Source organism: Pseudomonas fluorescens HK44 (genome assembly GCF_000217955.3).
GTDB classification, from domain to species: domain Bacteria; phylum Pseudomonadota; class Gammaproteobacteria; order Pseudomonadales; family Pseudomonadaceae; genus Aquipseudomonas; species Aquipseudomonas fluorescens_AQ.
Genome location: NZ_AFOY02000019.1, coordinates 495,853 through 522,256 on the forward strand (window position 1 = coordinate 495,853; position 26,404 = coordinate 522,256).

Consider the following 26,404-nt stretch of genomic DNA (forward strand, 5'->3'; position numbering starts at 1 on the left):
GGGTCTACGGCTGGAGATGACGCAGAGCGTCACGGGCGGCATTCCCACGCGGACAGTTCGACGTCTCGACGTGGGAACGATCAGGGCAGGGCGGTGGGTTTAGGGGGTGGCGCTGGCGCGTAGTCGGCGGCCGATCACGTCGAGCAGGTCGCAGCCGTCGCGCAGGGGAATGGCCAGAAGTTGGGCGAAATCATGGAGCACCACGGCGTCGCTGCTGATTTCATCGCGAAAGGCGATGTTTTCCAGTAGTTGGGTGACGGTACGGATGCGGTAGGCAGCGGTTTCGTGGAGCACGTCGAGTGGAGCTTCGGTGTCGATGAGCAGGGAGGCGCGGTTGCAGTCGACGCCGGTGATGGGCATGTAGCGGTTCATAGGTAGAACTCCATCCTGATTAAGAAGAGAGCGACCGCTCAATCGTCGCCAAACGATATGGGTGGCAGCTGTACGCAGGTTGGCGAACCGGGGATGGAGACCGGCAGACCCGAAGGTCTCCCGCGCACAGCTGCCATAAAGCAGCCTTGCGGGTGCAAAAACGCGTGCAAGAGAGCACAGAGCTTTTGCATCACATCCCCCGAGTCGCCAAACCCGAATCGCCATGTGGGCGACGGGCGAACTATAAGCGCCATTCTCTGGAGCGACAAGGTTCGGGTAAGGAGGTGTTTTCCCAAAATGCCGTCGGACGGAACCTGACGGACCTACAACCCCGCCAACGCCCCCTGATACAACACCGGCCCCGTCGGTTGCCCGGTCGGCGAACCGCCTTCAGGCTCAAGGCTGACTGCCAGCGCTATCGGTTTACCGAGCAGCGCATGCTGTTTTTCGCTCAACGCGACCCGGCCTTTGCCGCCGGCCGGGATTACGCCCAGGGAAATCGGTTTGCCATCCGCTGGAACCGCCCACAGCTCAAGGCTGTGTCCGGGGGCGACGGTGGCCAGGGCCAGCGGTTCGACTTGCAGGTAATCGTCGTGAGCCTTGATTCGCAACGCAGGCTGCGCGCTGGCGCTGAGTAAGGTTGCGCTGTACTGGCTGCTGTCACGGTTGTAGAGAATGCCCAGCGTCACGGCCACCAGCAGCGAGCAGACGGCCACTGTCACGCGCAACCCGTTCCAGAACGGACGTTTGGCCGGCACGTGCAGTTCTTGGGGCTCGATCCGCGCATTGATGGCTGTCCATATCCGGTCGGGCACGGGTACTTCCACCAGCGGCTCGTTGAGGCTGGCCAGGCTTTCTTGCCACTTGGCCAGCTCAACGCGCAGTTCGGCGTCGTCCAGCAGTAGCTGCTCAAAGCGGCGGCGCGCGGCGGCGGGCATCAGGCCAATGGCGTAGTCGGCGGCGAGGGCGCGGCGCAAGCGCCTGGTTTGATAGTTCATGATTCAAGGCACCTGCGCAGGCGCTCCATGCCACGACGAATCCAGGACTTGACCGAGCCCAGTGGCGCCGCCAGATGGTCGGCCAGCTCAGAGCAGGACAAACCCTGAAAGTAGGCCACGGTGATCGATTGACGCTGCATGCCTTCAAGGGTCTCCAGGCAGCGTTTCAGCGCGCTGGCTTCACGGTCGCTGCTGAGTAACTCGTGGGCCGAGGGCGCTTCGTCGACCAGCGCCTGTTCTTCCCGTTCGCTGAGGCGGCGGTCGCGGTGTTTGCGTAACTGGTCGATGGCCTGGTTGCGGGTGATGTTGATCATCCAGGTCATGGGCGCCGACAAATGCGCCTGGTAGCGCGAGGCATTGTTCCAGATGCGCACGAAGCTTTCCTGCAGTACTTCTTCGGCCAGGTCGCTGCGTCCCATGAAGCGTAGCGCCACGCCATGCAGGCGTGGTGCAACGTTGCGGTAGAGCGTCTCGAAGGCACGGCGATCGCCCAGTGAACATTGGGCGAGCAGCTGTCTGAGCGGTTCGGCGTCGGCGGTGGAAATGACCGTTCTCCAGGCAATCTTGGTGGGTATGCGCTGTCGGTTGCAGGCTGAGGTTAGTTCACGGCGCGTTGTCGTTCCATTCACGGCGACAGCCCTCAAGGCAACGCCGGCCCTGTGCATCAGGGCCGGCGTCCGTGCTTAGCTTTTCGGCATCAGCACTTTGTCGATGACTTGAATCACGCCGTTGGATTGGTACACGTCGTAGGTAGTGATGTCGGCGGTGGCGCCTTTTTCGTCCTTGAGGGTGATGTTGTGCGGGCCGTTCATCGTCACCCACAGCTTGCCGCCGCTGACGGTGGTGAGTTCGGCTTTACCGCCGCCGGCCTTGATCTGCTGGGCCAGCGTCGCCATGTCGAGTTTGCCGGCGACCACGTGGTAGGTGAGGATGTGGCTCAGCGTGGCTTTGTTGGCGGGTTTGAGCAGGGTATCGACGGTGCCGGCGGGCAGGGCGGCGAACGCCGAGTTGACCGGTGCGAACACGGTGAACGGACCTTTGCCCTTGAGGGTGTCGACCAGGCCGGCGGCTTTCACCGCAGCGACCAGAGTGGTGTGATCCGCCGAGTTCACGGCGTTATCGATGATGTCCTTGCTCGGCATCATGGCTTGTCCGCCAACCATCACAGAGTCATGGCTCATGTCTGCCGCGTGCACGCTGTTGAGGGTCAAACCGCAGGTCACGGCCAGGCTCAGCAGGCTGGCGATCAACGGGGCTTTAATCGAAGTGCGCTTCATGGTGATTGTCCTAGGTGAGGAATCGGCCAGGAATGTCTGTCCGTGCTTGATATACGCAGTGGGTCAGAGATCGGATGCAGCGCAGGAAAATTGTTTTTCGGCTAGATTTCACGCAAGCCGGTGCGGCGCACAATGGCCGGGAACAATTAATGTCGCGGCCCGTTAAACGGCTGGTTTCCGCCACCTGATTGCAGGTGGTTTTCAGGTTTCAGGAGTTCGTTTCGATGAAGATTTCCCGCGGTTTTGCTTTGGCTTCGCTCATGACGCTGGCGACCAGTCCGGTCTTCGCCGCAGGCTTCAGCCTGAACGATGTGGCCGGTGCCGTGTCCGGTATGCAGGGCAGCGACAAGACGGCTGCCGCCGCACCGACCCCGCAGGCAGCAGGCCTGTTGAGTGCGCTGAGTTCGCTGAACGTCACGCCGGAGCAGGCGATTGGTGGCACGGGAGCCATGTTGGGGCTGGCGAAGAATCAGTTGGGCGCGGCCGATTATTCTCAGTTGACCAATAAAGTGCCGGGTCTTGATCAGCTATCGGGCAGCAATGCATTGGGCAGCCTGGGTGGCTTGAGCGGCCTGCTCGGTGGTTCGCCTGCTAAGTCGGCAGGCCTGGACAGCGCCTTGGGCAACGTCAAGAACACCAGTGACCTGAACAACGCCTTCACCGCGCTGGGCATGGACAGCGGCATGATCGGCCAGTTTGCTCCGATCCTGCTGCAATACCTCGGTCAGCAGGGCGTGGGCGGTTCGCTACTCAACAGCCTCGGCGGGATCTGGGGCGTTGGCGGCTGATTCAACCTGCTCGGCGCGCAAGGCGTCGAGGCGTGAGCCCTTCTCGGTCCAGAGCTGGTTGACCCCGCTCTGGACGCTCTGGCGAAACGCTGGATCGTATTCGTAATCACCCTGCCACAACGCAGGATCCAGCTCACGGGTCTTGATGTCGATGATCGCCTTCTGGATCTTCGCCTGGCAGTGCTAAAAAGGGTGGCGTAGCCACGGAACAATGCCTGACCCATTCCGGTCAAACCAGCAGTTTTCCGCCCGCATTCGGGTGGCTTTCAGGGTTCAGGAGTTGGTTTCGATGAAGATTTCACGCGGTTTTGCTTTGGCTTCGCTCATGACCCTGGCGACCAGCCCGGTCTTCGCTGCCGGCTTCAGCCTGAACGATGTGGCGGGTGTTGTGTCCGGCATGCAGGACGACGACGAGACGGCTGCCGCTGCACCGACTTCACAAACAGCCGGTTTGTTGAGCGCGCTGAGTGTGCTGAACGTCACCCCGGAACAGGCCATCGGTGGCACGAGCGCCATGCTCGGTCTGGCGAAAAACCAGTTGAGCTCGACCGACTATTCACAGTTGACCCAGGACGCGCCGGGGCTGGGCATGCTGTCGGCTGGCGGTGGTCTGGGGATGTTGGGCGGGCTGCTCGGCGGTTCCTCCGGCAAGTCGCCACTGGAAAGCGCCTTGGGCAACCTGGACAACGTGAAGAACACCAATGACCTGAACAGCGCCTTCAGCGCGCTGGGCATGGACGGCGGCATGATCGGCCAGTTCACCCCGATCCTGCTGCAATTCCTCGGTCAGCAGGGTGTCGGCGGTTCGCTACTCAATAGCCTTGGCGGGATCTGGGGCGCCGACGGTTGATTCAGCCCGCTCGGCGCGCAACGCGTCGATGCGTGAGTCTTTCTCGGTCCAGAGTTGGTTGACCCAGTTCTGGACGCTCTGGCGAAACGCCGGATCGTTTTCGTAATCGCCCCGGCACAACGCAGGATCCAGCTCACGGGTCCTGATGTCGATGATCACCCTTGGCACCGCGCCGCTGATCAGATCCCAGAACCCCGGAATCTTTGCCTGTGGATACACCACGGTCACATCGAGCACCGCATCCAGTTGTTCACCCAGCGCCGCCAATACAAATGCGACGCCGCCGGCCTTGGGCTTGAGCAAGTGCTTGAAGGGTGATTGCTGTTCGGTACGTTTGGCCGGCGTGAAGCGGGTGCCTTCCAGGTAATTGACTACACTCACCGGCTGGCGCTTGAACAGCTCGCAGGCGGCTTTGGTGATCTCCAGGTCCTTGCCGTGCAATTGCGGGTGGCGGGCCAGAAAAGCTTTGCTGTAGCGCTTCATGAACGGGTAATCCAGCGCCCACCAGGCCAGGCCCAGAAACGGCACCCAGATCAGCTCTTTCTTCAGGAAGAACTTGAAGAACGGCGTGCGCCGGTTGAGGGTCTGGATCAGCGCCGGGATGTCGACCCAGGACAGGTGATTGCTGATCACCAGATACGAGGTGTCGACCCGCAGGCCCTCGCCGCCGCGAATGTCCCAGTGTGTGGGGATGCACAGGGCGAAAATCAGCTTGTCGATTTCGGCCCAGGTTTCGGCAAGCCACATCACCGCCGCGCTGGCATCATCACGCAAGCGCCCCGGCAAGAGCAGTTTGAGCAGGGCAAACACCATCAACGGGCCGAACAGGACCAGGGTGTTGAGTAACAGCAGCAAGGTGACGAAACAGCCGGTGAGCAGGCGGCGCATAAATAACTCTTGAAAGCGTTTGGGCGCGCAATGATAAGCAGCTTCGGCCCAGAGGCCAAATCCGGGTGGCTGACGAATGTTTCACTTTTGTCTGGGTATGCTCGAACGATCATTACAACGGCGGTCTAAAATCCCGTCGTCCTACTCCCAGGGAATCCATTACGTGAAATCCATCCTCGCATTGTTAGCCCTTGTGGCCCTGCCGGTCATGGCAGCCGAGCCGACCCTTTATGGTCGTTACGAATACATCAAGCTGCCGGAAATCGGTGGCCAGGTCCTCAAGGCCAAAATGGACACCGGCGCGCTGACGGCTTCCCTGTCGGCCAAAGACATCGAAACCTTCACCCGCGATGGCGAAGACTGGGTGCGCTTCCGTCTGGGTACCAAGGATGCAAGCAGCAAGGTTTTCGAACACAAAGTCTTGCGGATCAGCAAAATCAAAAGCCGCGCCGACGAGGAAGATGAAAAGGACACGGCGGACGTCGCCAAGCGTCCGGTCGTCGAGCTGGAGCTGTGCCTGGGCAGCATCAAGCGCACGGTCGAGGTCAACCTGACCGACCGCAGCAGTTTCAATTACCCGCTGCTGATCGGTGCCAAGGCATTGCGTGAGTTTGGCGCGGCGGTGAACCCGGCGCGGCGGTTTGTGGCGGATAAACCCGACTGCTGATTCCCGCGGCTACTGCAAATTCAAACCGGTGGCCGAGTCGCGAGCATCGACGGCCGCTGGCTTACTTCGGCATGCCAGGCGCTTCTCGTATAAGACTGCAACCCTTCTGACGTCGGTCATCAATTGGAAAAAATTTGATGAAAGTCAGACATCTCGAATTCCCTTGGATTGATTGGGTATTTCGGCAGATTTTGATGCTTTGATTTTTAGTTCCAGAAAGTCTCTATTGCCACCTAGTACATGCGTATTTCGCGAGCGTGTCGGTCTCACCTTAGGAACCGTCGCGGGCGTAGGTGCCGTCCCTGAATTGTTAGCGGTCAGGCTAATGGGATTTCCCTCTTCGGCTGCTCGGTGGAGTGAATTACGAAACTCGACGTCGGTAGTGCTTGAGAGTGTGGGGGGGTGTTTTTTCTGTATGGGTGTCGTGTTCGAAGCGATGTCGGGGGTTGCGAGTTGCTTGGCGACAATGCTCGTTGTTCCTTTAGTTGTTGAAGGTTCAATAATCTCGGTTATCGGCAGCAGTGCGTTTTTGGGGGAAGCGACCCGGTTAGTAAGGCTACCTTTTATAGGTGGTGTTTTTAGCGGCAATTTGAACATATGCCCGGTTCTGTCATCCCGGTTGACGGGTTCACCTGCGCAATAGGCATATGCATTCACCCCCCCTTCCCAAACGGACTCCAACTGTCCGGGCTGTTGAACCGCATCAACACCGGGTTGAACTGCCGATACCCATTGCCCAAATGATAATGCCCGGTCAGCGGGTCCGGCATTTCACCGTTAAACCCGAGCAGGCTCAACAAACCGTTCCCGTGTGGGCGATGGCCATAAGGTGTGTAGGCGATGGGATGAGGTCGATTTTCGTCGAGGGCGATCAACACTGAGCGCTGCTGATCGGTTGCCAACAGGATTGTTTTGCGTGAGTGCGTAGACATTGGCTGAGCTCCGAGCAAGGTCCATAAAACCAGACTATCAGCATCGGAGCTTTTTCAGGGTTTGCCTACTATCAGAACTGCTAGTGCGATGGTGTCGCTAGCCTCAAAGTTTCGGCATCGTTGCCAGCATCGAAGGCCGCTGACTGACCTCGAAATACCATGCTGCCAACTGCGGATTAGCGTCGCGCCATGTCAGATCCGGATGGCGCAAATCCAAGTAACCCAACGCACAGGCAACGCTGATGGCCGCGACGTCGAAATGGCTGGTCAGCTCGGCGATGGCGTCGGCTTCCAGCACCGCCAGAGCCCGGCGGATTTTGTCGCGCTGGGCGTCGAGCCATTGGTCCCAGTGTTTCTCCGGCGCGCGCAGGGCGAGTTCGTAACGGATCAGTACCGCGGCGTCCATGATCCCGTCGGCCAGCGCAGCCAGGGTCAGGCGCCGCCAGCGAGCCGAGCCTTCGCGAGGGATCAGCGGGTTGCCGACATGTTGCTGATCGAGGTATTCGAGGATCACCCGGCTGTCGTACAACACGTTACCGTCGTCCAGGCGCAGCGCCGGAATCTTGCCCAGCGGGTTGTCCTGGTTCAACGCGGCATCGGGGCTGACCGGGGTCAGTTGGCTGTGTTGCAGCGCCACGCGGTCCAGTTGACCGGTTTCGTGCAGCAGCACCATCACTTTGCGCACGTAAGGCGAAGCAGGGTTGTGGAACAAGGTCATGCTGGGGGCGGACATGGACATTCCTCGGCTGTATTCAGGGAGCATAGGCAAGAGATCTAGCCTAGTAAGTTCCAACGCGGCTGGCGAGGGTTTAGTGGTGCTGACAAGATCGCTATCGCGGGCAAGCCTTGCTCAGGTTCGCGTGTTGTCTGAGCAAGGCTGCCCGCGATGACGTCAGAACAGGCGCTGAACACCTAGAAGGAATGGCTTTGCTGCCGACGTTTCCACTGGCTCAACCGCTGTTGCAGATTCAGTGGGCTGTGAATCTGCTGCATTCGCGCGCGGTTGAACAGGATCAACACCAATTCAGCCGTGGCCATGGCGTCGGCGCTGGCGTTATGGCGCTCGAAGACTTGCAGCTTGAACCAGTTGATCCAGTCGTCCAGTCCGGCTTCGCGGATGTTCGCCTGTGGGCACAGCAGTGGCGCCATGTCGGCCACATCAAGGAAAGGATGCTGCAAGCGATAACCCAGGCTGTCCTTCAGGGCGCGACCGAGCATGTGTTGGTCGAACGGGGCATGAAACGCCAGCAACGGACTGTCACCGACGAACTCCATGAAATCCAGCAACGCGTCCCGCGGATCACTGCCAGCGGCAATCGCGCTTGGGCCCAGGCCATGAAGCAACACGCTAGGCCCGAGTTTATGGTTGCCGCGCTGCAAGGTTTGCTCGAACTGCTGACTGAAATCGATCGCGCCATCTTCGATCACCACGGCACCGATCGACAGCACCACGTCCTTGTTCAGGTTCAGCCCGGTGGTTTCCAGGTCGACCACCACCCAGCGTTGCTCGCGCAGGCTGCATTCGCCCAGCGTCGGGGCGCTTGGCAGTTGGTCCAGGCGTTGTTGCTGCGCGACCGTCAATGTCAGCGCTGCGGGGCGCAGCCAGGAAAACAGCTTCATAGCTGATACCGCAGGGTCAGGCTGCTTTGCAGGCGTTGAGCCTGGCGCAGGGACTCACGCAGGATTCGCCGGTCCAGCTGATTCAGGCTGTCCGGATCGACCCGATTGGAATAGGGCAAGTTCTCACGGGTCTGTCGCTGATGCTGCTGCATGCGGGTTTGCTGGATGAAGTGATAGGCCTCTTCATAGGCCGCACCGTCCAGCGGGTCGATGATTTCTTTGGCCACCAGTTGACGAAAGCGCTCCAGCGTATTGTTGACCCCAATGCCATGGGCCAGCGCCAAAAGCCGGGCACCGTCGACAAACGGGGTCAGCCCTTGGACTTTCAGGTCGAGAGTGGCTTTTTCACCGTTCTTTTTCTCCAGCACGAACTCGCGGAAACGCCCAACAGGTGGGCGTTGGCGTAGGGCATTTTCGGCCAGCATGCGCTGGAACAGCCGATTGTCTGCCACCTGATCGAGAATCGCGCGGCGCAATTGCTCGCAGCCTTGTTCATCGCCCCAGACCACCCGCAGGTCGAAGTAAATACTCGACCCGAGCAAATTTTCGGGCGTTGCTTCGCGGATAAACGCCGCGAAACGCCGCGCCCATTCGGCGCGGGACAAACACAGCTCCGGATTGCCAGCCATGATAGTGCCCTTGCACAGCGTAAAGCCGCAGAGCGCCAGGCTCTGATTGATCTGCTGGGCGATCGGCAACAACTTGCTGCGAATCTCGGCCGCCTGCACCGCATCGCGCGCCTCGAAGAGAATGCCGTTGTCCTGATCGGTGTGCAGTGTCTGCTCGCGGCGGCCTTCGCTGCCGAAGCACAGCCAGCTGAACGGTATGCCGGGATCGCCTTTATCGGCCAGCGTCAGCTCGATGACCCGGCACACGGTGTGATCGTTGAGCAAGGTGATGATGTGGGTGATTTGGGTCGAGGACGCGCCGTGGGCGAGCATGCGCTCGACCAGTTGGCCGATTTCACCGCGTATCGCCACCAGGTTTTCCACCCGTGGCGCGCTGCGAATGGTGCGTGCCAAGTGCACCAGATCGACGCGTTGCAGGGAAAACAGGTCGCGTTCCGAGACCACGCCGCACAAGCGTTGGTCTTTCACCAGGCAGACATGGGCGATGTGCCGCTCGGTCATGGCAATGGCTGCATCGAACGCGCTGTGGTCCGGCGTCAGGAAGAACGGCGCGTGGATCATGTGCCGATCGATGGGCTGATTGAAGTCACTGGTGCCATCGGCGACCACCTGACGCAAGTCGCGCAGGGTGAAAATCCCCAGCGGGGCTTTCTGCTCATCGACCACCACAATGCTGCCGACCTGTTGCTCGTGCATCAGGGTCACGGCTTCACGCAGTGGAGTCGTAGGGCTACAGGTTACGGGATGACGCATGGCCAATTCGCCGAGGCGGGTATTGAGCGAGTACTGGGTGCCGAGGGTTTCCACGGCTTTTTGCTGGACTTGCTGGTTGACCTGATCGAGCAGACTGCTGACGCCGCGTAGGGCAAAGTCGCGAAACGTACTGGAAATGGCGAACAGCTTGATGAAGGCTTGCTTGTTCAGCTGTAGGCAAAAGGTGTCTTCGGCAGCCAGGTGTTCGGTGCGGGTCGCGCGCTCACCCAACAGTGCGGCGAGGGGGAAACACTCGCCGGTGGTGATTTCGAAGGTGGTCTCGGTGCCACCCTTGGTCGTATGCGGACGTTCGCCGACCACCCGGCCTTGTTTGACGATGTAAAAATGCTCAACCGGTCCGTCCGCAGGCTTGATGATGCTGTCGCCCGGGCCGTAGAAGCGCAGTTGGCATTGTTCGACCAGGTAGGCCAGGTGCGCGTGTTCCATCTGATTGAACGGCGGGAAACGCTGAAGGAACTGCAAGGTGCCCTGGATGTTCTGCAACACCGCTGTTTTCCCTGCCTGGGTGAAGGCGTCCGCTTTACTCATAACCATTACCGCAGTCTTTTTCGATTTGTTGTTGTCGGAGTGACTGCTATGGTCGACCCCTGCGTGAAGAGTGCCCATTGGACGTAAGTCTAGGTCGCGGTGCAGGAAGCGAGATTTCGGAAATACCCTACGCTATTAATGCGCAAAACCGCTGGTTAGCCCACTTGGAAAACTATTCGGCGAAGCGCACATTTAGGTTCTGCTTAGCGATGTCCGACTATGGTGCTAGGGGATTAATCTGAACATGTAGAGAGATTTATGTCCGACCACGATATTTTGAGTGATGCCGAGCGTGAAGCGCTGAGTGCAGTCATGCACGAACCGGATTTGCCAGCACAGCGTGTGCTGATCGTCGATGATGACAAGGACACGCGGGAGCTGCTTTCGGAGATTCTTGCTCTGGACGGCATCCGGTGCATGACGGCAGCCAGTGGCGAAAGCGCTCTCAAACTGTTGAATTCGAACAAGTCGATCGGTTTGCTCATCACGGATTTGCGGATGCGTCACATCGATGGTCTGGAGCTAGTCCGCGAAGTGCGTGAGTCGGAACGGGCGGCATTGCCGATTATCATCGTTTCCGGTGACGCCCAGGCCCGAGATGTCATTGATGCCATGCACTTGAGCGTGGTGGATTTTCTGCTCAAGCCCATCGATAGCAAAGAGCTGTTGGCACTGGTCAAGCATCAACTGGGGACGATCTTTTGATCAACAAAAAAAGCCCTGATCTCTCGATCAGGGCTTTTTCATGTCGCTAACGCTTATTCACAGGCCATTGGCAGCCTTGAACTCGCGGCGACGACGGTGCAGCACCGGCTCGGTGTAGCCGTTTGGCTGTTTGGTACCTTCGATCACCAGTTCGACCGCTGCCTGGAAGGCAATGTTGCTGTCGAAGTTCGGCGCCAGCGGGCGGTACAGCGGGTCGTTGGCATTCTGGCGGTCAACCACCGGCGCCATGCGCTTGAGAGTTTCCAGCACCTGAGCTTGGCTGACAATGCCATGGCGCAGCCAGTTGGCGATGTGCTGGCTGGAGATACGCAGCGTCGCACGGTCTTCCATCAGGCCGACGTCGTTGATGTCCGGCACTTTCGAACAGCCCACGCCCTGGTCGATCCAGCGCACCACATAACCGAGGATGCCCTGGGCGTTGTTGTTCAGTTCGTTCTGGATCTGTTCTGCTGTCCAGTTGGGGTTGTGTGCCAACGGGATAGTCAGGATATCGTCGACTGACGTGCGTGCGCGTTTGGCCAGTTCGGCCTGACGGGCGAACACGTCAACCTTGTGGTAATGCAACGCGTGCAATGCAGCGGCGGTCGGCGAAGGCACCCAGGCAGTGTTGGCGCCGGCCAGCGGGTGAGCGATTTTCTGCTCGAGCATGGCGGCCATCAGGTCGGGCATGGCCCACATGCCTTTACCGATTTGCGCGCGACCTTGCAGGCCGGTGCTCAAACCGATGTCGACGTTCCAGTTTTCGTAGGCGCCGATCCACTTTTCAGCCTTCATGTCGGCTTTGCGCACCATCGCGCCAGCTTCCATGGACGTGTGGATTTCATCGCCGGTACGGTCGAGGAAGCCGGTGTTGATGAAGACCACGCGCTCGCTGGCAGCCTTGATACAGGCCTTGAGGTTGATCGTGGTACGCCGCTCTTCGTCCATGATGCCGACTTTGAGGGTGTTGCGCGGCAACTCGAGCACGTCTTCGATGCGTCCGAACAGTTCGTTGGTGAACGCCGCTTCTTCCGGGCCGTGCATTTTCGGTTTGACGATGTAGACCGAACCGGTACGGCTGTTCTTGCGGGTGGTGTTGCCGTTGAGGCTGTGCAGCGCCGCGAGGTTGGTGACCAGGCCGTCGAGGATACCTTCCGGAACTTCGTTGCCGTTCTTGTCGAGGATCGCGTCGATGGTCATCAAGTGGCCCACATTGCGCACGAACAACAGCGAGCGGCCGTGCAGGCTCAGTTCGCTACCGTCTGGGGCGGTGTAGGTGCGGTCGGCGTTCATGGTGCGGGTAAAGGTCTTGCCACCCTTGACGACTTCTTCCGACAGATCGCCTTTCATCAGGCCGAGCCAGTTGCGGTAGATCACCACTTTGTCATCGGCATCGACGGCGGCCACGGAGTCTTCGCAGTCCATGATGGTGGTCAGCGCGGCTTCCATCAGGATGTCTTTGACGCCGGCGGCGTCGGTCTGGCCGACCGGTGTGCTGGCGTCGATCTGGATTTCGAAATGCAGGCCGTTGTTTTTCAGCAGGATCGCGGTCGGCGCCGCCGCATCGCCGTGAAAGCCGATCAGCTGTGCGTCGTTGCGCAGGCCAGTGTTGCTGCCGCCTTTAAGTGCGACCACCAGTTTACGGTCAACGATCTTGTAGCCGGTGGAATCGACGTGAGAGCCGGCAGCCAATGGCGCGGCTTCGTCGAGGAAGGCGCGGGCGAAGGCGATGACCTTGTCGCCGCGAACCTTGTTGTAGCCTTTGCCTTTTTCCGCGCCGCAGGCGGAGCTGATGGCGTCAGTGCCATACAGCGCGTCGTACAACGAACCCCAGCGGGCGTTCGAAGCGTTGAGGGCGAAGCGGGCGTTCATGACCGGAACCACCAGCTGTGGGCCGGCCATACGGGCGATTTCGTCGTCGACGTTTTGCGTCGTTGCCTGGAAATCGGCCGCTTCTGGCAGCAGATAACCGATGTCTTGCAGGAAGGCTTTGTAGGCCACAGCGTCATGTGCAAGACCAGCACGGGACTGGTGCCAGGCATCGATTTTCGCCTGGAGGTCGTCGCGTTTGGCGAGTAGGGCTTTGTTCTTCGGCGCCAGGTCGTGGATGACCTTGTCGGCACCGGCCCAGAACTTGTCGGCGGTGAGGCCGGTACCGGGAATGGCTTCGTTGTTCACGAAGTCGAACAGGACTTTGGCGACCTGCAGGCCACCGACTTGAACGTGTTCAGTCATTGCTTGCCTCACTCTGCTCAGCTATTTCGCTTTTCAGCTCTTCAATTTGACAATGAAGCCTCTGGCCATTTAAACCACAAACCCCTCTACCAGTACATGCCATTGCTGGCGGCTGGGTGGTTCCAATCAACGGCATAACGCCGTTCTGACAGGGCTTTGAGGGTTGCGATGGCGCCTGGGCAGACATCGATCCAACGTTATGTAGTGCGCGCTGCGGCATACTACATGATGAATTGCGGTTGTGAAAATTAGACTAATTACGTCGTTTAGCGACCCGGCCAGGCAGTCCGGTCACGCCGGGGGACAGGATGTTCTCAAAAAACTATTGGATTGTTCCAGATAAATCTAAAAACTTGTACACATAATATTGAATTCACTGCTATGGAGCTTTGATTTTTTTGCTGCCGCGCTGAATTGGCCTCCTTGCCTATACTTGCCTTTCTATAACAAAAGTCATGACAAGAGGGCTGTGCCATGGATCACCTCGTACTCACCGTATTCGCCCCGGACAAGCCCGGCCAGGTCGAGCGCATCGCCCAATGCATTGCCGAGCATGGTGGTAACTGGCTGGAGAGCCGCATGTCTCGGATGGCCGGGCAGTTTGCCGGGATCCTTCGGGTTGGCGTGCCAGCCGAGGGCTATGACGAACTGGTCGATGCACTTCAGGCGTTGTCCGCTCAAGGGATTCGGGTGCTGATCGCCGAAAGCAGTATCGAGCAATCCTGCACCTGGAAGCCGATTGCCATGGAGCTGGTCGGAAACGACCGGCCGGGAATAGTCCGGGACATCACGCGTTTGCTGAGTGAGCAGGGGGTCAACCTTGAACGCCTGGTAACCGACGTACGTCCGGCGCCGATGAGCAGCGAGCCACTGTTCCACGCCGAAGCGATTCTTGCGGTGCCGTTGACCCTTTCACTGGACGTGCTGCAGTCGCGGCTGGAGACCCTGGCCGATGATTTGATGGTGGAGTTGGTGCTGCGCAGCGAGCCGTAAACGGGTTATCCAAGTAAAGCGTGCACCTGCCTGTGGATAACCTGTAGAGATACGTCGCCAGCCCCCGCGGGCCGGGGCTCATCAGGGATTGATCAAAAAACCAGCAGTTTCAAGGGCTTGTGCACAAACGGCGGGGATCACGCTGTGGATAACCTTGGGAAGGATGCTTGCAGGCCACGTCAACCGTGGCCTGTAAGGTGTTGTGCGTTTTTTGATCAGCGGCGCCGACGCAAACTCATCCAGGCGTCGACGCTGTAAACCGCCAGACCTGCCCAGATAAACATGAAGGCCACCAGCGTGGTGGACGACAGGTGCTCGCCGAACAGCAGTACGGCTTGCAGCAGCACCAGCGTCGGCGCCAGGTATTGCAGGAAGCCGAGAGTGGTGTAGGGCAGATGCCGTGCCGCAGCGTTGAAGCAAACCAGCGGCACCAGCGTTACCGGACCGGCGGCGACCAGCCACCAGGCTTCAGACGTACTCCAGAACGCCGCTTGTGCGCTGCTCGCTGTGGGGTTGAAGAGCAGCCAGGCAAGGGCAATCGGCACCAGCATCCAGGTTTCCACCACCAGCCCGGGCAATGCTTTGACCGGAGCCTGTTTACGGATCAATCCATAGAAGCCAAATGTCAGCGCCAATACCAGCGACACCCACGGCAGGCTGCCGACTTGCCAGACCTGCTGCGCGACGCCAACGGTGGCCAGCCCGACAGCGACCCACTGCAGGCGTCTCAAGCGTTCGCCAAGGATCAACATGCCCAGCAGCACGTTCACCAGCGGGTTGATGTAGTAACCGAGGCTGGCCTCAAGCATACGTCCGTTGTTCACCGACCAGACGTAGGTCAGCCAGTTGGCTGCAATCAATGTGCCGCTCAGTGCGAGGACTGCCAGCCGCCGTGGGTTCTCGCGCAGTTCACGCCACCAGCCCGGGTGCTTCCAGACCATCAGCAGCAAGGCGCCGAACAGCGCCGACCAGAGTACCCGGTGGATGATGATTTCCACGGCAGGTACGTCGGCGATGGCTTTGAAGTAGAGCGGGAACAATCCCCAGATGATGTAGGCACTCAGGCCCAATAGGTACCCGCGACGCGGGTTGGCGGCTTGCATGCAGAATCCTTGCTTAGGCAGCTAACAAAGGGGGGATTGTAAGGAGATTTTTCAGCGGATGTCGTATCTGAATGGGTAGAGCATTTGTGAACACCAAATCCTGTGGGAGCGAGCCGCCCGGAGCCGGCTCGCTCCCACAAGGGGACAGTGGTGAATCAAAAGAGCTTCAACGGTTCTTCGTTGAGCGCCGCCAGTTGTTCACGCAATGCCAGCACCTGGTCGCCCCAATAACGTTCGGTGCCAAACCACGGAAAGCTGTGGGGAAACGCCGGGTCATCCCAACGACGGGCCAGCCACGCGCTGTAGTGCATCAGGCGCAGGGCACGCAGTGGCTCGATCAGCGCCAATTCACGCGGGTTGAAGTCGTGGAACTCACTGTAGCCGTCCATCAGTTCCGACAATTGGCCAAGACATTCCTGACGATCACCGGCGAGCATCATCCACAGGTCCTGCACCGCTGGCCCCATGCGACAGTCGTCGAGGTCGACGATGTGGAACATCTCGTCACGGCACATCATGTTGCCGGGGTGGCAATCACCGTGCATGCGGATGTTCTGGTGCGGCGTGTCTTTGTAGACTTCTTCCACGCGCTTGAGCAGGTCGCGGGCGACCGACTCGTAGGCGGGCAGCAAACTGCGCGGTATGAAGTTGCCTTCAAGCAAGGTGGTCAGAGAATCATGGCCGAAGTTTTTGACGCCCAGCGCTTCGCGGTGTTCGAAGGGGCGGGTGGCACCCACTGCGTGCAAGCGACCAAGCAATTGCCCCAAACGGTAGAGCTGATCGAGATTGCCCGGCTCTGGCGCACGGCCGCCTCGGCGCGGGAACAGGGTGAAGCGGAAACCGGCGTGTTCGTGCAGGCTTTCACCGTTGTGAATCAACGGCGCAACCACTGGCACCTCGCACTCGGCGAGTTCGAAGGTGAAGCGGTGCTCTTCAAGAATGGCGGCGTTGGTCCAGCGTTGCGGACGGTAGAACTTGGCTATCAGTGGCTCGCCATCTTCAATGCCAACCTGATAGACACGGTTTTCATAGCTGTTGAGCGCAAGGACACGGGCGTCGCTGAGAAAGCCGATGCTTTCTACGGCGTCGAGCACCAGATCGGGGGTAAGTGTTTCAAACGGGTGAGACATGCTGACTCCTGCGCGCAGCAGGCTGCCGCGTCCGGCCAAACATGGTAGCGCAGAAGGGACGTCTTTAGTGGTTGGGCTTGAGATGAGTGTTGATCTTGCTGACGCCATCGCGAGCAGGCTCGCTCCCACATCTATGGTTACCCCCTTTTCTGCAATACTGTTTTTGATGCGTGTTTGGCTTGCTTTCATCTATCCGGCGTCTGTGTGGGGGTGGCAACCCGCGCCTCGATGAGAATCGATGCCCGACGATCCTAATTATTCGAACGGCCCTTTCAGCGTGGTGGGAGCTCAGGGTTGTCGTCAGGCCGGTTGGCCGTTCACGGTCATCAGTTATCCAGCATCGCAAAACCAGGTGGTGGTGCTCGGGTGACAAGCAGGGTCAGGCGTTCATCGCGGCTGGCCCTGCATCGAATTCGGTGTGTGGGCCGCAATCGCCCAGGCGATCCTCGCCAGCTTGTTGGCCAGCGCGCAGACCACATGGTTGGAGTGATGGTGGGCCAATAGCTGCCGGACCCAGTCCGCCAGCCAGCCTTTCTGTCGGTCCAGTTGCATCAGGTAAACACGGGCACATTGGACAAGCAGGCGCCGCTGGTTGCGATCACCTCGCTTGCTGATGCCCAGCAGGACGGTCTTGCCGCCCGTAGAATGCTGGTTTGGGTATCAGCCCGATTGAGGCCGAATAGCCTCGGCCGCATTTGAACTGCTTGCCATCGCCCAATTCGGCAGCCAGGACGCTGGAGGTGATCGGGCCTACGCAGGGCATGGTCATCAAACGAGCCGCCAGATCATCTTCGGCGGCCTGGCATTCCACTTCCTTGTCCAGCGTCTTGATCTGCCCATCCAGATAGGTGAAGTGCTCCTGCAACCTCGTCAGAAGTTTTTTGATGGGCACAGGAATTGAACTCGCTTCAAGCCGAGCGGGCAGTTCTTTGATGGGCTTGAAGCCTGTGGCCAGACTGACGCCGACCTCCAAAAGCGCTGCGTGAATCCGATTGACGGTCGCGGTGCGCTCTTTGATGAACGAATCGCGTGTCGAGTTGAGCATGGCCAGCAGCTGCTGAGCCTGGGTTTTGGGGTGTACAAAGCGCATTGTTGGACGAGTCGCCGCCTCGCAGATCGCCTCGGCATCAGCGAAGTCGTTTTTGTTGCTTTTCACGTAAGGGCGTACGAGATGCGGGGCAATGAGCTTGGGCGTATGTCCCAGCTTCGCGACCTCCTGCGCCATGAAGTGGGCTCCGCCGCAGGCTTCCATCACAACGGTGCAGGGTTCGAGATTCATCAGGTGCTGCATGAGCGCCGCACGAGTAAACTTTTTGCGGTAACTCATGACCACGATCATCTTGCGCGTGTAGATGGAAAGAGTGTTTTCCCAGATCGATGGCGGCAATAGCTACTTTGTTCATGGCAACGGTCTCCGATGAGCCCCCTGCGAAAGCTTAGTGGGCGATCACAGGGGGCGGCGGGGGTAGCCATTTCATTATTGGATCTGTGAACACGTAACCCGGTGGGAGCGAGCCTGCTCGCGATGGGGCCCGATCAGGCGCCGACGATCCCGCCATCTTCCCGGGTAATCGCCATCACCGAGGAGCGCGGTTTACCGTTCGGCACATGCTCGGGGAAGGTCGACCCACCGTTTTCCCCCGGATGCTGAATGCCGACAAACAAGGTCTTCTGGTCCGGCGAAAAGCTGATGCCGGTCACTTCACAGCCTACCGGGCCAACCATGAAGCGGCGGATTTCACCGGTCGCAGGATCAGCACAGAGCATCTGATTGTTGCCCATGCCGGCGAAGTCGCCGGCGTTGTTGTAGTCCCCGTCGCTGAGAATCCACAGGCGACCGGCCTTGTCGAAGCCCAAACCATCCGGGCTGTTGAACATGTTGTGTGGCGTGATGTTCGACGAGCCGGCTTTCGGTGTGCCGGCGTGTATGCTCGGGTTGCCCGCCACCACGAACAGATCCCAGGCAAATGTCAGCGATGCGTGGTCGTCGTGATCAGTGCGCCAGCGCAAGATTTGCCCGTAGACGTTTTTCTCCCGTGGGTTTGGCCCGCCCACCGGTTGCCCGTCTTCGCCACGCTTGGCGTTGTTGGTCAGGGTGCAATAGACCTGGCCGTCTTGCGGGCTGACCACGATCCACTCCGGGCGGTCCATGCGCGTGGCGCCGACGACGCTGGCGGCCAGGCGCGCGTGAATCAGCACCTCGGCCTGATCGGCAAAACCGCTGCCGGCATCGATACCATTCTTGCCGTGAGTCAGTTCGATCCACTGGCCCTGACCTTTTGGATGGTCGGGGTTGCTGTCGCCGGCATCGAAACGTGCGACGTACAACGTGCCGTGGTCCAGCAGGTCATGGTTGGCTTTGGGGGGGTGTGATTGATCTTGTCGCGGCTGACGAATTTGTAGATGAACTCGCCGCGCTCATCGTCGCCCATGTACACCACCGCACGACCGTCGTGGGTCTCGGCCAGGGCGGCGTTTTCGTGTTTGAAACGGCCCAGGGCGGTGCGCTTGACCGGGGTCGATTGCGGGTCGAACGGGTCGATTTCCACCACCCAGCCGTGACGGTTGAGTTCGTTGGGGTTTTTCGCCAGGTCAAAACGCGGGTCGTGCTGATGCCAGTTGATCTCTTTACTGGCGATCGATGCGCCATAGCGCTTTTGTGCGGCATCGAACTTGTGCTCGGGATTGCTGCTGCCAAAACAGTCAGTGAAGTTCTCTTCACAAGTCAGATAAGTGCCCCACGGCGTCTTGCCATTGGCGCAGTTCTGGAAGGTTCCGAGCACATTCTTGCCGGCCTTGTCGGCACTGGTTTTCATCAGCTCATGGCCAGCAGCCGGGCCGCTCAACTGCAGCGGCGCATTGCCGTGGATTCGGCGGTTGTAGTGCGAGCCCTGAACGAATTGCCAGTGGCCATTTTTACGCTGCACTTCGATTACCGACACGCCTTCGCAGGCCACCGCTTTGCGCACTTCTTCGGCTGACTGCGGCATGCCGCCGTGAGGATAGAGGTAGCGATAGTTGGTGTATTCGTTGTTGATTGCCATCAGTGCGCGATGGTCGTCGCCGGGGAAAGCGAACAGACTCATGCCGTCGTTGTTGTCGCCGAACTGGACTTCCTGGGCCTGGGCGCTGCCATTGCCACTCGGGTCAAAGGCCGGTCCGTTCTTGTGCAGTGGCTGGCCCCAGCTGATCAACACCGAAGAGCTGTAACCGGGCGGCAGGGTGATGGTGTCGCTGGTGGCGGTTGCAATGCTGTCGAAGCCCAGCAACTTGCTCGAAGCTGCGCTGACACTGGCGGCCAGAACGCTACGGCTCAGCAGGTTGCCACCGAGGAACATCGCCGCACCGCAGAGGGCGCCAGCGCTGATAAAACTACGACGACTGAGGCCGACGATTTTTTCGAGGTCGGTGGCTTGGTTTTCTTCTAATAGGCTCACATCAGGCTCCCTGCTGGTTTTTGCAGCCACCTTAGGGAGCGTCTATGACACAAATGTTGCAGTTACGCGGCTGAGGAACACTGGCAATCCGTAGCAACAGGCCTGAGTCAGATCGGTGTGCCGAGCAAAACGTTGGAGGGCGAGAACTGCACCTGAACGGCCTTTTTGGCGCTCAAACCCAGGGTTTTGAGGTGCAGCGGCTCGGCCAGGGCGCATAACGTCTGACCGTTGGGCAGGGTAATTCGAACTTCACTGGGGCCATCTTCGGCGTCGAGAATCTCCTCGACAGTGCCTTTCAGACAATTGTGTCCGGGTGTTGCGGGTTGCTCGGCAGCGAGTAAATCGAGCCAGCCAGCCTTGATCAACGCCACCACATCAGTACCCGTTTCCAGTTCCAGACGCAGGGTGCTGTCGTGGGTGATCTGAGCCTGAATGGTCAACCCGGCAGCCAGTTCCAGGCTGATCAAATCGTTATGACCGTAAGTGTCGATGGCGGCGACGGTGCCATGCAGCTGATTGCGCGCGCTGGTCCTGAGCATCAGGCGCCCGAGCAAGTCGAGGTCACTGGTGTCTTCGGCAGCTTCCAGTACCTGTGCCTGTAAGGCTTGCAAGCGCTGATAGAGCCGCAGCACCCGTTCACCTTCGCTGGACAGTTTTGCGCCACCACCGCCCTTGCCGCCGACGCTGCGTTCCACCAGCGGTTTCTGCGCCAGATTGTTCAACTCGTCGATCGCATCCCACGCCGCTTTGTAGCTCATCCCGGCGCTTTTCGCGGCGCGGGTAATCGAGCCTTGTTCGGCGATGTGTTGCAGCAAGGCGATGCGCTGCGGACGACGGACGATGTGTTGGGACAACAAAGTAGGCAAGGACATGGCAAGGGGCTGCGAGCGGGTAGTGATGGATTCGGACGTTGGCGGCTTGGCGCGTGAGAGTCAAGTCAGCTCCCCGGGTTTTGGCGTGCGCGCCAGGCAATAAACGTCGACCCGTGCCGCCCCCGCCCCCGCCCCGATCAGCAAGCGTGCCAGGCTTTGCGCGGTGGCGCCGGTGGTCAGCACGTCGTCGACCAACGCCAGGTGGCGCCCCTTGATCTGTGCATTCGGCTTCAATGCGAAGGCCCTGAGCAAATTCTGTTTGCGCGCCTTGGCGTCCAGATTCTGTTGCGCGGTGGTGTCCTGGGGTCGTGACAGCAGGTTCTCATCGCAGCTGATCCCCAGGCTGTCGCTGAGCCAGCGGGCGAGCATTGCCGCCTGGTTGTAACCTCGCTCACGCAGCCGTTTGCGGGCCAGGGGCACCGGCACCAAAGCGTCGGGCCGCTTGAGGCCTTCATCGAAGTGATGTTGCAGGGATTGAGCAAGAAGTTCGGCAAGCAAGCGACCGTACGGCCACTTTGCCGCATGCTTGAAACGAGTGATCAAACTGTCGAGCGGAAAGCTATAGGTCCAGGGGGCGATGACGTGCTCGAAGGCTGGTGGGTCTTTCAAACACTGGCCACAGGTGAGGCCAGCTGCGGGCAAGGGCAGGGCACAGACCTGGCAATGATCGCCGAGCCAGGGCAGCTCGGTTTCGCAGGGCGTGCAAATCGGTTGAAGGGTGTCGGACCGTTCATCGCAAAGCACGCAAAGTTGTTTATTGTTTAACCAGATGTAGACTTGTCCTACGTATCGTGGTTGACAGCGCATAGCTCTTCCTTAAATATGCCGAACATCCGTGTCGCGTCTGTGGATATTCCGTTCCACAGCCGCTTGCCAAGCATAAACAAGGAAACGCCCATGAGCGCCAGCACCACTGCAAACCTGCGTCATGACTGGTCTTTGGCCGAAGTCAAAGCACTCTTCGTTCAGCCATTCAACGACCTGTTGTTCCAGGCGCAGACGGTGCACCGCGCGCACTTCGACGCCAATCGCGTCCAGGTGTCGACTCTGCTGTCGATCAAAACCGGTGCTTGCCCGGAAGATTGCAAATATTGTCCGCAGTCCGGTCACTACAACACCGGCCTGGAAAAAGAAAAACTGATGGAAGTGCAGAAAGTCCTCGAAGAGGCTGCTCGCGCCAAGGCCATCGGTTCGACGCGTTTCTGCATGGGCGCCGCCTGGAAGCATCCATCGGCCAAAGACATGCCGTACGTGCTGGAGATGGTCAAAGGCGTGAAGGCCATGGGCCTGGAAACCTGCATGACCCTCGGCCGTCTCGATCAGGACCAGACCGTAGCCCTGGCCGAAGCCGGCCTCGATTACTACAACCACAACCTTGATACCTCGCCGGAGTTCTACGCCAGCATCATCACCACCCGTACTTACAGCGAACGCCTGCAAACCCTGGCGTATGTACGTGATTCGGGGATGAAAATCTGCTCGGGTGGTATTCTCGGCATGGGCGAGTCCCTCGACGACCGCGCGAACCTGCTGATCCAGCTGGCCAACCTGCCGGAGCACCCGGAGTCGGTGCCGATCAACATGCTGGTGAAAGTCGCCGGTACGCCGCTGGAAAATGCCGACGACATCGACCCGTTCGACTTCATTCGCATGCTCGCCGTCGCCCGTATTCTGATGCCGCAATCCCACGTGCGCCTGTCCGCCGGCCGCGAAGCCATGAACGAGCAGATGCAGGCCCTGGCGTTCTTCGCCGGTGCCAACTCGATTTTCTACGGCGATAAACTGCTGACCACCGCCAACCCGCAGGCCGACAAGGACATGCAACTGTTCGGGCGCTTGGGGATCCTGCCGGAAGCCCGCGAAGAGCACGCCGACGAAGTGCATCAGGCAGCGATCGAGCAAGCGCTGGTCGAGCAGAAAAGCAGCGAACAGTTCTACAACGCCGCTGTTTGACGTCTCCACCGATCCTTCTGAAGGAATGCAAAAACACTGTGGGAGCGAGCCTGCTCGCGATTGGGCTGTAACAGCCAGCATCAATGTTGAATGTTATGACCTCATCGTCGGATCGCCGCCCGGAGCCGGCTCGCTCCCACAAGGTAATGCGACATCGCTTCCGAATTCTGACCCTTCGAGGCCTGCATGTCTTTTGATCTCGCCGCACGCCTTGCTGCCCGTCGTGCCGAAAACCTCTATCGCCAGCGTCCCTTGCTGGAGACCCCACAAGGTCCGCAAGTGGTGGTCGATGGCCAGCCATTGCTGGCGTTCTGTAATAACGACTACCTGGGCCTGGCCAATCATCCGCAAGTGATCGAAGCCTGGCGTGCCGGCGCTGCCCGCTGGGGTGTCGGTGGCGGTGCTTCGCACCTGGTGATCGGCCATAGCAGTCCGCATCATGCGCTCGAAGAAGCCTTGGCCGATCTGACGGGGCGCCCGCGCGCGTTGCTGTTTACCACCGGTTACATGGCTAACCTGGGCGCGGTCACCGCGTTGGTCGGACAGGGCGATACCGTGCTTGAAGACCGACTCAATCATGCGTCATTGCTGGATGCCGGGTTGTTGTCGGGGGCGCGCTTCAATCGCTATTTGCACAATGACGCGGTCAGCCTGGCCAAACGTCTGGAGAAGGCCACCGGCGATACGCTGGTGGTGACCGACGGGGTGTTCAGCATGGACGGCGACATTGCCGACCTGCCTGCGCTGGCTCGCGAGGCCAAGGCCAAAGGCGCCTGGCTGATGGTCGATGATGCCCACGGCTTTGGTCCCTTGGGCGCCAATGGCGGCGGGATCGTCGAGCACTTCGGTTTGAGTCTGGAGGATGTGCCGGTATTGGTTGGTACCTTGGGTAAAGCGTTCGGCACCGCGGGCGCGTTTGTCGCGGGCAGCGATGACCTGATCGAAAGCCTGATCCAGTTCGCCCGACCGTACATTTACACCACCAGTCAGCCCCCGGCCCTGGCGTGCGCGACCTTGAAAAGTCTTGAGTTGCTGCGCAGCGAACATTGGCGACGCGAGCACTTGAACGTGCTGATCCGCCAATTTCGAAAGGGCGCCGAGCAGATGGGTCTGGAGTTGATGGACAGCGCTACGCCGATCCAGCCGATCATGATCGGCGACGCCGGACGCGCAGTGCTTTTTTCGCAGATGCTGCGTCAGCGCGGGCTGATGGTGACCGCGATCCGCCCACCCACCGTGCCAGCCGGCAGCGCACGTTTGCGCGTGACCCTGACAGCGGCGCACAGCGAAGCGCAGGTCCAGCTATTGTTAGAAGGTCTGGCCGATTGTCTTCAGCAACTGGGAGCGGAGCCGAACCATGCGTGATCGTCTGATTCTGTTGCCCGGTTGGGGGCTCGGCATCTCACCGCTGGAGCCTTTGGCTGCAGCCTTGCAGGGGTTGGACGAACACCTGCGCGTCGAGATCGAACCGCTGCCGGAACTGGAGTCGAGCGACCTCGATGAATGGCTCGACGAACTGGATACGACCCTGCCAAAAGATGCCTGGCTCGGCGGCTGGTCGCTCGGCGGGATGCTCGCCTCAGAGCTTGCGGCTAGACGTGGCGAGCGTTGCTGCGGCTTGCTGACGCTGGCGAGTAACCCTTCGTTTGTGGCGCATGCCGAGTGGTCGAGCGCCATGCCGGGCGAGACCTTCGATGCGTTTCTGGCTGGGTGCAGCGCGGACCCGCGCATGACCCTCAAGCGCTTCAGCCTGCTCTGCGCCCAGGGGGCCGAAGACCCGCGCGGGTTGTCGCGACGGTTACTGGCGGGGGCGCCGAATACTCCGCAGGCGCAGTTGATGAGCGGGTTGGAAGTGCTCGCACAACTGGACAATCGGCAAGCCTTGCAGGCCTTTCGAGGTCCGCAGCTGCATTTGTTCGCCGGGCTTGACGGGTTGGTTCCGGCCGAAGCCGCCGGTGAGCTGCTGGCGTTACTCCCCGATGTCGAAATTGGTCTGATTGAACAGGCCAGTCACGCGTTTCTTCTGGAAGACCCCCACGGTGTGGCGGGGGCCATCCAGGCCTTTTTGCATGAGTCCGGCGATGACTGATTTAGCCCTTCCCAACCTGCCCGGAGGCTTGCCCGACAAGCGTCAGGTCGCGGCATCCTTTTCCCGTGCAGCGGCCAGCTATGACAGCGTTGCCGAATTGCAACGGGCTGTCGGCAGTGAATTGCTGGGGCGTTTGCCTACTGATCGAACGCCCGCTCGCTGGCTGGATCTGGGCTGTGGCACAGGGTATTTCAGCCGTGCGCTGGGTGAGCGATTCGATGCCAGCGAAGGCTTGGCGCTGGATATCGCCCAAGGCATGCTCAAGCACGCACGACCCTTGGGTGGCGCGACACATTTCATTGCCGGCGATGCCGAGCGCTTGCCGTTGCAGAGCGCGAGCTGCGACTTGGTGTTCTCCAGCCTTGCAGTACAGTGGTGCGCTGATTTCAGGGCGGTGCTGAGCGAGGCTTATCGGGTTCTGAAACCTGGCGGTGTATTGGCGTTTGCCAGTCTCTGCGTGGGGACGCTCCATGAATTGCGCGACAGTTGGCGCCAAGTCGATGGCCTGGTGCACGTCAATCGCTTCCGCGAGTTCAGCACGTATCAACAGCTGTGTGCGGCCAGCGGCTTGAACGTGATCAGTCTGCAAAGTTGCCCGCACGTGCTGTATTACCCGGATGTGCGTAGCCTGACTCACGAACTCAAGGCTTTGGGCGCGCATAATCTCAATCCTGGTCGGCCGGGCGGGCTGACAGGTCGGGCGCGGATCATGGGGTTGATCGACGCCTATGAGCAGTTTCGTCAGGCGCAAGGGCTGCCCGCGACTTATCAGGTGGTTTACGCCGTGTTGGAGAAACCACTATGAGCGCAGCCTATTTCATCACCGGTACCGATACCGACGTCGGCAAGACCACTATTGCCGCCGGCCTGTTACACGCCGCGCGGCTGGCGGGGTTGAGCACCGCGGCCGGGAAACCCGTGGCGTCTGGCTGCGAGGTGACGCCCAAAGGGTTGCGCAATGCCGACGCGTTGGCGCTGTTGGCGCAATGTTCGTTGCCGCTGACTTATGCCGAGGTCAATCCGGTGGCCTTCGAACCGGCCATCGCACCGCATCTGGCTGCACGTGAGGCGGGTTTCGCGCTGACGGTCCAGTCGTTGCTGGCGCCGATGCGGCACATAGTGGACAAACAGGCCGATTTCACCTTGATCGAAGGTGCGGGCGGCTGGCGGGTGCCGTTGGCTGATCAGGACAATCTCTCGGATCTGGCAGTGGCGCTGGGTTTGCCGGTGATTCTGGTGGTTGGCGTGCGTCTGGGCTGCATCAATCACGCGTTACTGGCAGCTGAGGCAATTGCCCGGGACGGTTTGCAACTGGCGGGTTGGGTGGCCAACATCATTGACCCCAAGACGTCGCGGCTGGAAGAGAACCTCGCCACGCTGGCAGAACGGCTGCCGGCACCGTGTCTGGGGCGGGTGCCGAAACTCAAGCTGGTCACGGCAGAAGCAGTGGCGGAGTATCTTCAGCTGGATTTGCTCGACTAGGTTTTGCCTATGGCAAGGCACTGTGCCATTAGTGTTTTTGTCGGGCCTTTTGTGGGTGTCTCTGGTTCAATGAGCGCTGTTT

General features: G+C 59.8%; 24 protein-coding genes and 4 pseudogenes. 11 read left to right on the forward strand and 17 right to left on the reverse strand.

The features are described from left to right. Window positions 1-99 precede the first annotated feature (99 nt). The 4 genes from HK44_RS24775 to HK44_RS24790 all read right to left on the reverse strand — a co-directional run bounded on the left by HK44_RS24775 (window position 100) and on the right by HK44_RS24790 (window position 2,647). Window positions 100-372 (reverse strand): hypothetical protein, encoded by a 273-nt coding sequence (locus HK44_RS24775; RefSeq protein WP_019693984.1) that lies wholly within the window; start codon window positions 370-372, stop codon window positions 100-102. A 323-nt stretch (window positions 373-695) separates the two neighbouring features. Further along, window positions 696-1,370: an anti-sigma factor gene (locus tag HK44_RS24780; RefSeq protein ID WP_019693983.1), complete on the reverse strand. Its 675-nt coding sequence runs from the start codon at window positions 1,368-1,370 to the stop codon at window positions 696-698. Then, on the reverse strand, window positions 1,367-1,999 hold the full coding sequence (locus tag HK44_RS24785) for a sigma-70 family RNA polymerase sigma factor (RefSeq protein WP_019693982.1): 633 nt from the start codon (window positions 1,997-1,999) through the stop codon (window positions 1,367-1,369). The genes HK44_RS24780 and HK44_RS24785 overlap by 4 nt, the downstream gene beginning before the upstream one ends. Window positions 2,000-2,053: 54 nt before the next feature. Further along, entirely contained in the window at window positions 2,054-2,647 is a 594-nt protein-coding gene (locus HK44_RS24790) for a fasciclin domain-containing protein (protein ID WP_019693981.1), read from the reverse strand. Between the two features lie 224 nt (window positions 2,648-2,871). Here HK44_RS24790 and HK44_RS24795 point away from each other — a divergent pair, with 224 nt between their 5' ends. Continuing rightward, window positions 2,872-3,435 (forward strand): DUF2780 domain-containing protein, encoded by a 564-nt coding sequence (locus HK44_RS24795; protein WP_019693980.1) that lies wholly within the window; start codon window positions 2,872-2,874, stop codon window positions 3,433-3,435. Here the strand turns inward: HK44_RS24795 and HK44_RS29950 are convergent. After that, window positions 3,394-3,597 (reverse strand): annotated as a pseudogene (locus HK44_RS29950) (acyltransferase); the annotation flags it as partial. The gene HK44_RS24795 and the pseudogene HK44_RS29950 sit on opposite strands and share 42 nt — an antisense overlap. A 127-nt stretch (window positions 3,598-3,724) precedes the next feature. Here HK44_RS29950 and HK44_RS24800 point away from each other — a divergent pair. After that, a complete protein-coding gene (locus tag HK44_RS24800) occupies window positions 3,725-4,285 on the forward strand; it encodes a DUF2780 domain-containing protein (RefSeq protein WP_019693979.1) in 561 nt (186 codons plus the stop codon). On the opposite strand, the gene HK44_RS24805 is transcribed toward HK44_RS24800, so the two are convergent. Then, the gene (locus HK44_RS24805; protein WP_019693978.1) at window positions 4,244-5,173 is read right to left on the reverse strand and encodes an acyltransferase; all 930 of its coding nucleotides are present in this window, start codon (window positions 5,171-5,173) and stop codon (window positions 4,244-4,246) included. The genes HK44_RS24800 and HK44_RS24805 overlap by 42 nt on opposite strands. A 163-nt stretch (window positions 5,174-5,336) precedes the next feature. On the opposite strand from HK44_RS24805, the gene HK44_RS24810 reads away from it, so the two are divergent. Beyond that, window positions 5,337-5,840, forward strand: coding sequence for an ATP-dependent zinc protease family protein (locus HK44_RS24810; protein ID WP_019693977.1), 504 nt, complete (start codon window positions 5,337-5,339; stop codon window positions 5,838-5,840). A 594-nt stretch (window positions 5,841-6,434) separates the two neighbouring features. Here the strand turns inward: HK44_RS24810 and HK44_RS29955 are convergent. From HK44_RS29955 to HK44_RS24830, 4 genes and pseudogenes are all read right to left on the reverse strand, one after another. Further along, a pseudogene (locus tag HK44_RS29955) lies at window positions 6,435-6,751 on the reverse strand (RHS repeat-associated core domain-containing protein); the annotation flags it as partial. Between the two features lie 124 nt (window positions 6,752-6,875). Next, entirely contained in the window at window positions 6,876-7,505 is a 630-nt protein-coding gene (locus HK44_RS24820) for a glutathione S-transferase (protein WP_019693975.1), read from the reverse strand. Between the two features lie 179 nt (window positions 7,506-7,684). Beyond that, entirely contained in the window at window positions 7,685-8,392 is a 708-nt protein-coding gene (locus tag HK44_RS24825) for a 3'-5' exonuclease (RefSeq protein ID WP_019693974.1), read from the reverse strand. Further along, complete coding sequence (locus HK44_RS24830) at window positions 8,389-10,329, reverse strand: putative nucleotidyltransferase substrate binding domain-containing protein (RefSeq protein ID WP_019693973.1); 1,941 nt, start codon at window positions 10,327-10,329, stop codon at window positions 8,389-8,391. The genes HK44_RS24825 and HK44_RS24830 overlap by 4 nt, the downstream gene beginning before the upstream one ends. 252 nt (window positions 10,330-10,581) lie before the next feature. Here HK44_RS24830 and HK44_RS24835 point away from each other — a divergent pair, with 252 nt between their 5' ends. After that, complete coding sequence (locus HK44_RS24835; protein WP_019693972.1) at window positions 10,582-11,028, forward strand: response regulator; 447 nt, start codon at window positions 10,582-10,584, stop codon at window positions 11,026-11,028. 57 nt (window positions 11,029-11,085) lie between these two features. On the opposite strand, the gene HK44_RS24840 is transcribed toward HK44_RS24835, so the two are convergent. Further along, window positions 11,086-13,263 carry a malate synthase G gene (locus tag HK44_RS24840; RefSeq protein WP_019693971.1) on the reverse strand — a complete coding sequence of 726 codons (2,178 nt, stop codon included), beginning with the start codon at window positions 13,261-13,263 and terminating at the stop codon, window positions 11,086-11,088. Window positions 13,264-13,737: 474 nt separating this feature from the next. On the opposite strand from HK44_RS24840, the gene HK44_RS24845 reads away from it, so the two are divergent. Next, on the forward strand, window positions 13,738-14,256 hold the full coding sequence (locus HK44_RS24845) for a glycine cleavage system protein R (protein ID WP_019693970.1): 519 nt from the start codon (window positions 13,738-13,740) through the stop codon (window positions 14,254-14,256). A gap of 215 nt (window positions 14,257-14,471) precedes the next feature. Here HK44_RS24845 and rarD read toward each other — a convergent pair whose 3' ends face one another. Next, on the reverse strand, window positions 14,472-15,359 hold the full coding sequence (gene rarD, locus HK44_RS24850; protein WP_019693969.1) for an EamA family transporter RarD: 888 nt from the start codon (window positions 15,357-15,359) through the stop codon (window positions 14,472-14,474). Window positions 15,360-15,514: 155 nt separating this feature from the next. Beyond that, window positions 15,515-16,489: a serine/threonine protein kinase gene (locus HK44_RS24855; protein ID WP_019693968.1), complete on the reverse strand. Its 975-nt coding sequence runs from the start codon at window positions 16,487-16,489 to the stop codon at window positions 15,515-15,517. 238 nt (window positions 16,490-16,727) lie between these two features. Here HK44_RS24855 and HK44_RS30225 point away from each other — a divergent pair, with 238 nt between their 5' ends. Continuing rightward, window positions 16,728-16,859, forward strand: coding sequence for a hypothetical protein (locus HK44_RS30225; protein ID WP_024265161.1), 132 nt, complete (start codon window positions 16,728-16,730; stop codon window positions 16,857-16,859). A gap of 9 nt (window positions 16,860-16,868) precedes the next feature. Here HK44_RS30225 and HK44_RS24860 read toward each other — a convergent pair. From HK44_RS24860 to HK44_RS24875, 4 genes and pseudogenes are all read right to left on the reverse strand, one after another. Further along, a pseudogene (locus HK44_RS24860) lies at window positions 16,869-17,892 on the reverse strand (IS110 family transposase). Between the two features lie 133 nt (window positions 17,893-18,025). Continuing rightward, a pseudogene (locus tag HK44_RS24865) lies at window positions 18,026-19,926 on the reverse strand (PhoX family protein). A 107-nt stretch (window positions 19,927-20,033) separates the two neighbouring features. Next, entirely contained in the window at window positions 20,034-20,798 is a 765-nt protein-coding gene (locus HK44_RS24870) for a TOBE domain-containing protein (RefSeq protein ID WP_019693967.1), read from the reverse strand. A 60-nt stretch (window positions 20,799-20,858) separates the two neighbouring features. Further along, entirely contained in the window at window positions 20,859-21,605 is a 747-nt protein-coding gene (locus HK44_RS24875; protein ID WP_019693966.1) for a ComF family protein, read from the reverse strand. A 90-nt stretch (window positions 21,606-21,695) separates the two neighbouring features. Between HK44_RS24875 and bioB the strand changes: the two genes are divergently transcribed. The 5 genes from bioB (at window position 21,696) to bioD (ending at window position 26,322) form a co-directional block, all read left to right on the forward strand. Then, window positions 21,696-22,751, forward strand: coding sequence for a biotin synthase BioB (gene bioB / locus HK44_RS24880; protein ID WP_019693965.1), 1,056 nt, complete (start codon window positions 21,696-21,698; stop codon window positions 22,749-22,751). Between the two features lie 186 nt (window positions 22,752-22,937). Beyond that, the gene (gene bioF, locus HK44_RS24885; protein WP_019693964.1) at window positions 22,938-24,116 is read left to right on the forward strand and encodes an 8-amino-7-oxononanoate synthase; all 1,179 of its coding nucleotides are present in this window, start codon (window positions 22,938-22,940) and stop codon (window positions 24,114-24,116) included. Continuing rightward, window positions 24,109-24,840, forward strand: coding sequence for an alpha/beta fold hydrolase (locus tag HK44_RS24890; RefSeq protein ID WP_019693963.1), 732 nt, complete (start codon window positions 24,109-24,111; stop codon window positions 24,838-24,840). The genes bioF and HK44_RS24890 overlap by 8 nt, the downstream gene beginning before the upstream one ends. After that, on the forward strand, window positions 24,833-25,645 hold the full coding sequence (gene bioC / locus HK44_RS24895) for a malonyl-ACP O-methyltransferase BioC (RefSeq protein ID WP_019693962.1): 813 nt from the start codon (window positions 24,833-24,835) through the stop codon (window positions 25,643-25,645). The genes HK44_RS24890 and bioC overlap by 8 nt, the downstream gene beginning before the upstream one ends. After that, entirely contained in the window at window positions 25,642-26,322 is a 681-nt protein-coding gene (gene bioD, locus HK44_RS24900) for a dethiobiotin synthase (RefSeq protein ID WP_019693961.1), read from the forward strand. The genes bioC and bioD overlap by 4 nt, the downstream gene beginning before the upstream one ends. Window positions 26,323-26,404 lie beyond the last annotated feature (82 nt).

Coding starts and splice junctions, on each gene's coding strand:
- HK44_RS24775 (WP_019693984.1), bottom strand. CDS start 372: ATGAACCGCTACATGCCCATCACCGGCGTCGACTGCAACCGCGCCTCC.
- HK44_RS24780 (WP_019693983.1), bottom strand. CDS start 1,370: ATGAACTATCAAACCAGGCGCTTGCGCCGCGCCCTCGCCGCCGACTAC.
- HK44_RS24790 (WP_019693981.1), bottom strand. CDS start 2,647: ATGAAGCGCACTTCGATTAAAGCCCCGTTGATCGCCAGCCTGCTGAGC.
- HK44_RS24795 (WP_019693980.1), top strand. CDS start 2,872: ATGAAGATTTCCCGCGGTTTTGCTTTGGCTTCGCTCATGACGCTGGCG.
- HK44_RS24800 (WP_019693979.1), top strand. CDS start 3,725: ATGAAGATTTCACGCGGTTTTGCTTTGGCTTCGCTCATGACCCTGGCG.
- HK44_RS24805 (WP_019693978.1), bottom strand. CDS start 5,173: ATGCGCCGCCTGCTCACCGGCTGTTTCGTCACCTTGCTGCTGTTACTC.
- HK44_RS24820 (WP_019693975.1), bottom strand. CDS start 7,505: ATGTCCGCCCCCAGCATGACCTTGTTCCACAACCCTGCTTCGCCTTAC.
- HK44_RS24825 (WP_019693974.1), bottom strand. CDS start 8,392: ATGAAGCTGTTTTCCTGGCTGCGCCCCGCAGCGCTGACATTGACGGTC.
- HK44_RS24830 (WP_019693973.1), bottom strand. CDS start 10,329: ATGGTTATGAGTAAAGCGGACGCCTTCACCCAGGCAGGGAAAACAGCG.
- HK44_RS24835 (WP_019693972.1), top strand. CDS start 10,582: ATGTCCGACCACGATATTTTGAGTGATGCCGAGCGTGAAGCGCTGAGT.
- HK44_RS24840 (WP_019693971.1), bottom strand. CDS start 13,263: ATGACTGAACACGTTCAAGTCGGTGGCCTGCAGGTCGCCAAAGTCCTG.
- HK44_RS24845 (WP_019693970.1), top strand. CDS start 13,738: ATGGATCACCTCGTACTCACCGTATTCGCCCCGGACAAGCCCGGCCAG.
- rarD (WP_019693969.1), bottom strand. CDS start 15,359: ATGCAAGCCGCCAACCCGCGTCGCGGGTACCTATTGGGCCTGAGTGCC.
- HK44_RS24855 (WP_019693968.1), bottom strand. CDS start 16,489: ATGTCTCACCCGTTTGAAACACTTACCCCCGATCTGGTGCTCGACGCC.
- HK44_RS30225 (WP_024265161.1), top strand. CDS start 16,728: ATGCCCGACGATCCTAATTATTCGAACGGCCCTTTCAGCGTGGTGGGA.
- HK44_RS24870 (WP_019693967.1), bottom strand. CDS start 20,798: ATGTCCTTGCCTACTTTGTTGTCCCAACACATCGTCCGTCGTCCGCAG.
- HK44_RS24875 (WP_019693966.1), bottom strand. CDS start 21,605: ATGCGCTGTCAACCACGATACGTAGGACAAGTCTACATCTGGTTAAAC.
- bioB (WP_019693965.1), top strand. CDS start 21,696: ATGAGCGCCAGCACCACTGCAAACCTGCGTCATGACTGGTCTTTGGCC.
- bioF (WP_019693964.1), top strand. CDS start 22,938: ATGTCTTTTGATCTCGCCGCACGCCTTGCTGCCCGTCGTGCCGAAAAC.
- HK44_RS24890 (WP_019693963.1), top strand. CDS start 24,109: ATGCGTGATCGTCTGATTCTGTTGCCCGGTTGGGGGCTCGGCATCTCA.
- bioC (WP_019693962.1), top strand. CDS start 24,833: ATGACTGATTTAGCCCTTCCCAACCTGCCCGGAGGCTTGCCCGACAAG.
- bioD (WP_019693961.1), top strand. CDS start 25,642: ATGAGCGCAGCCTATTTCATCACCGGTACCGATACCGACGTCGGCAAG.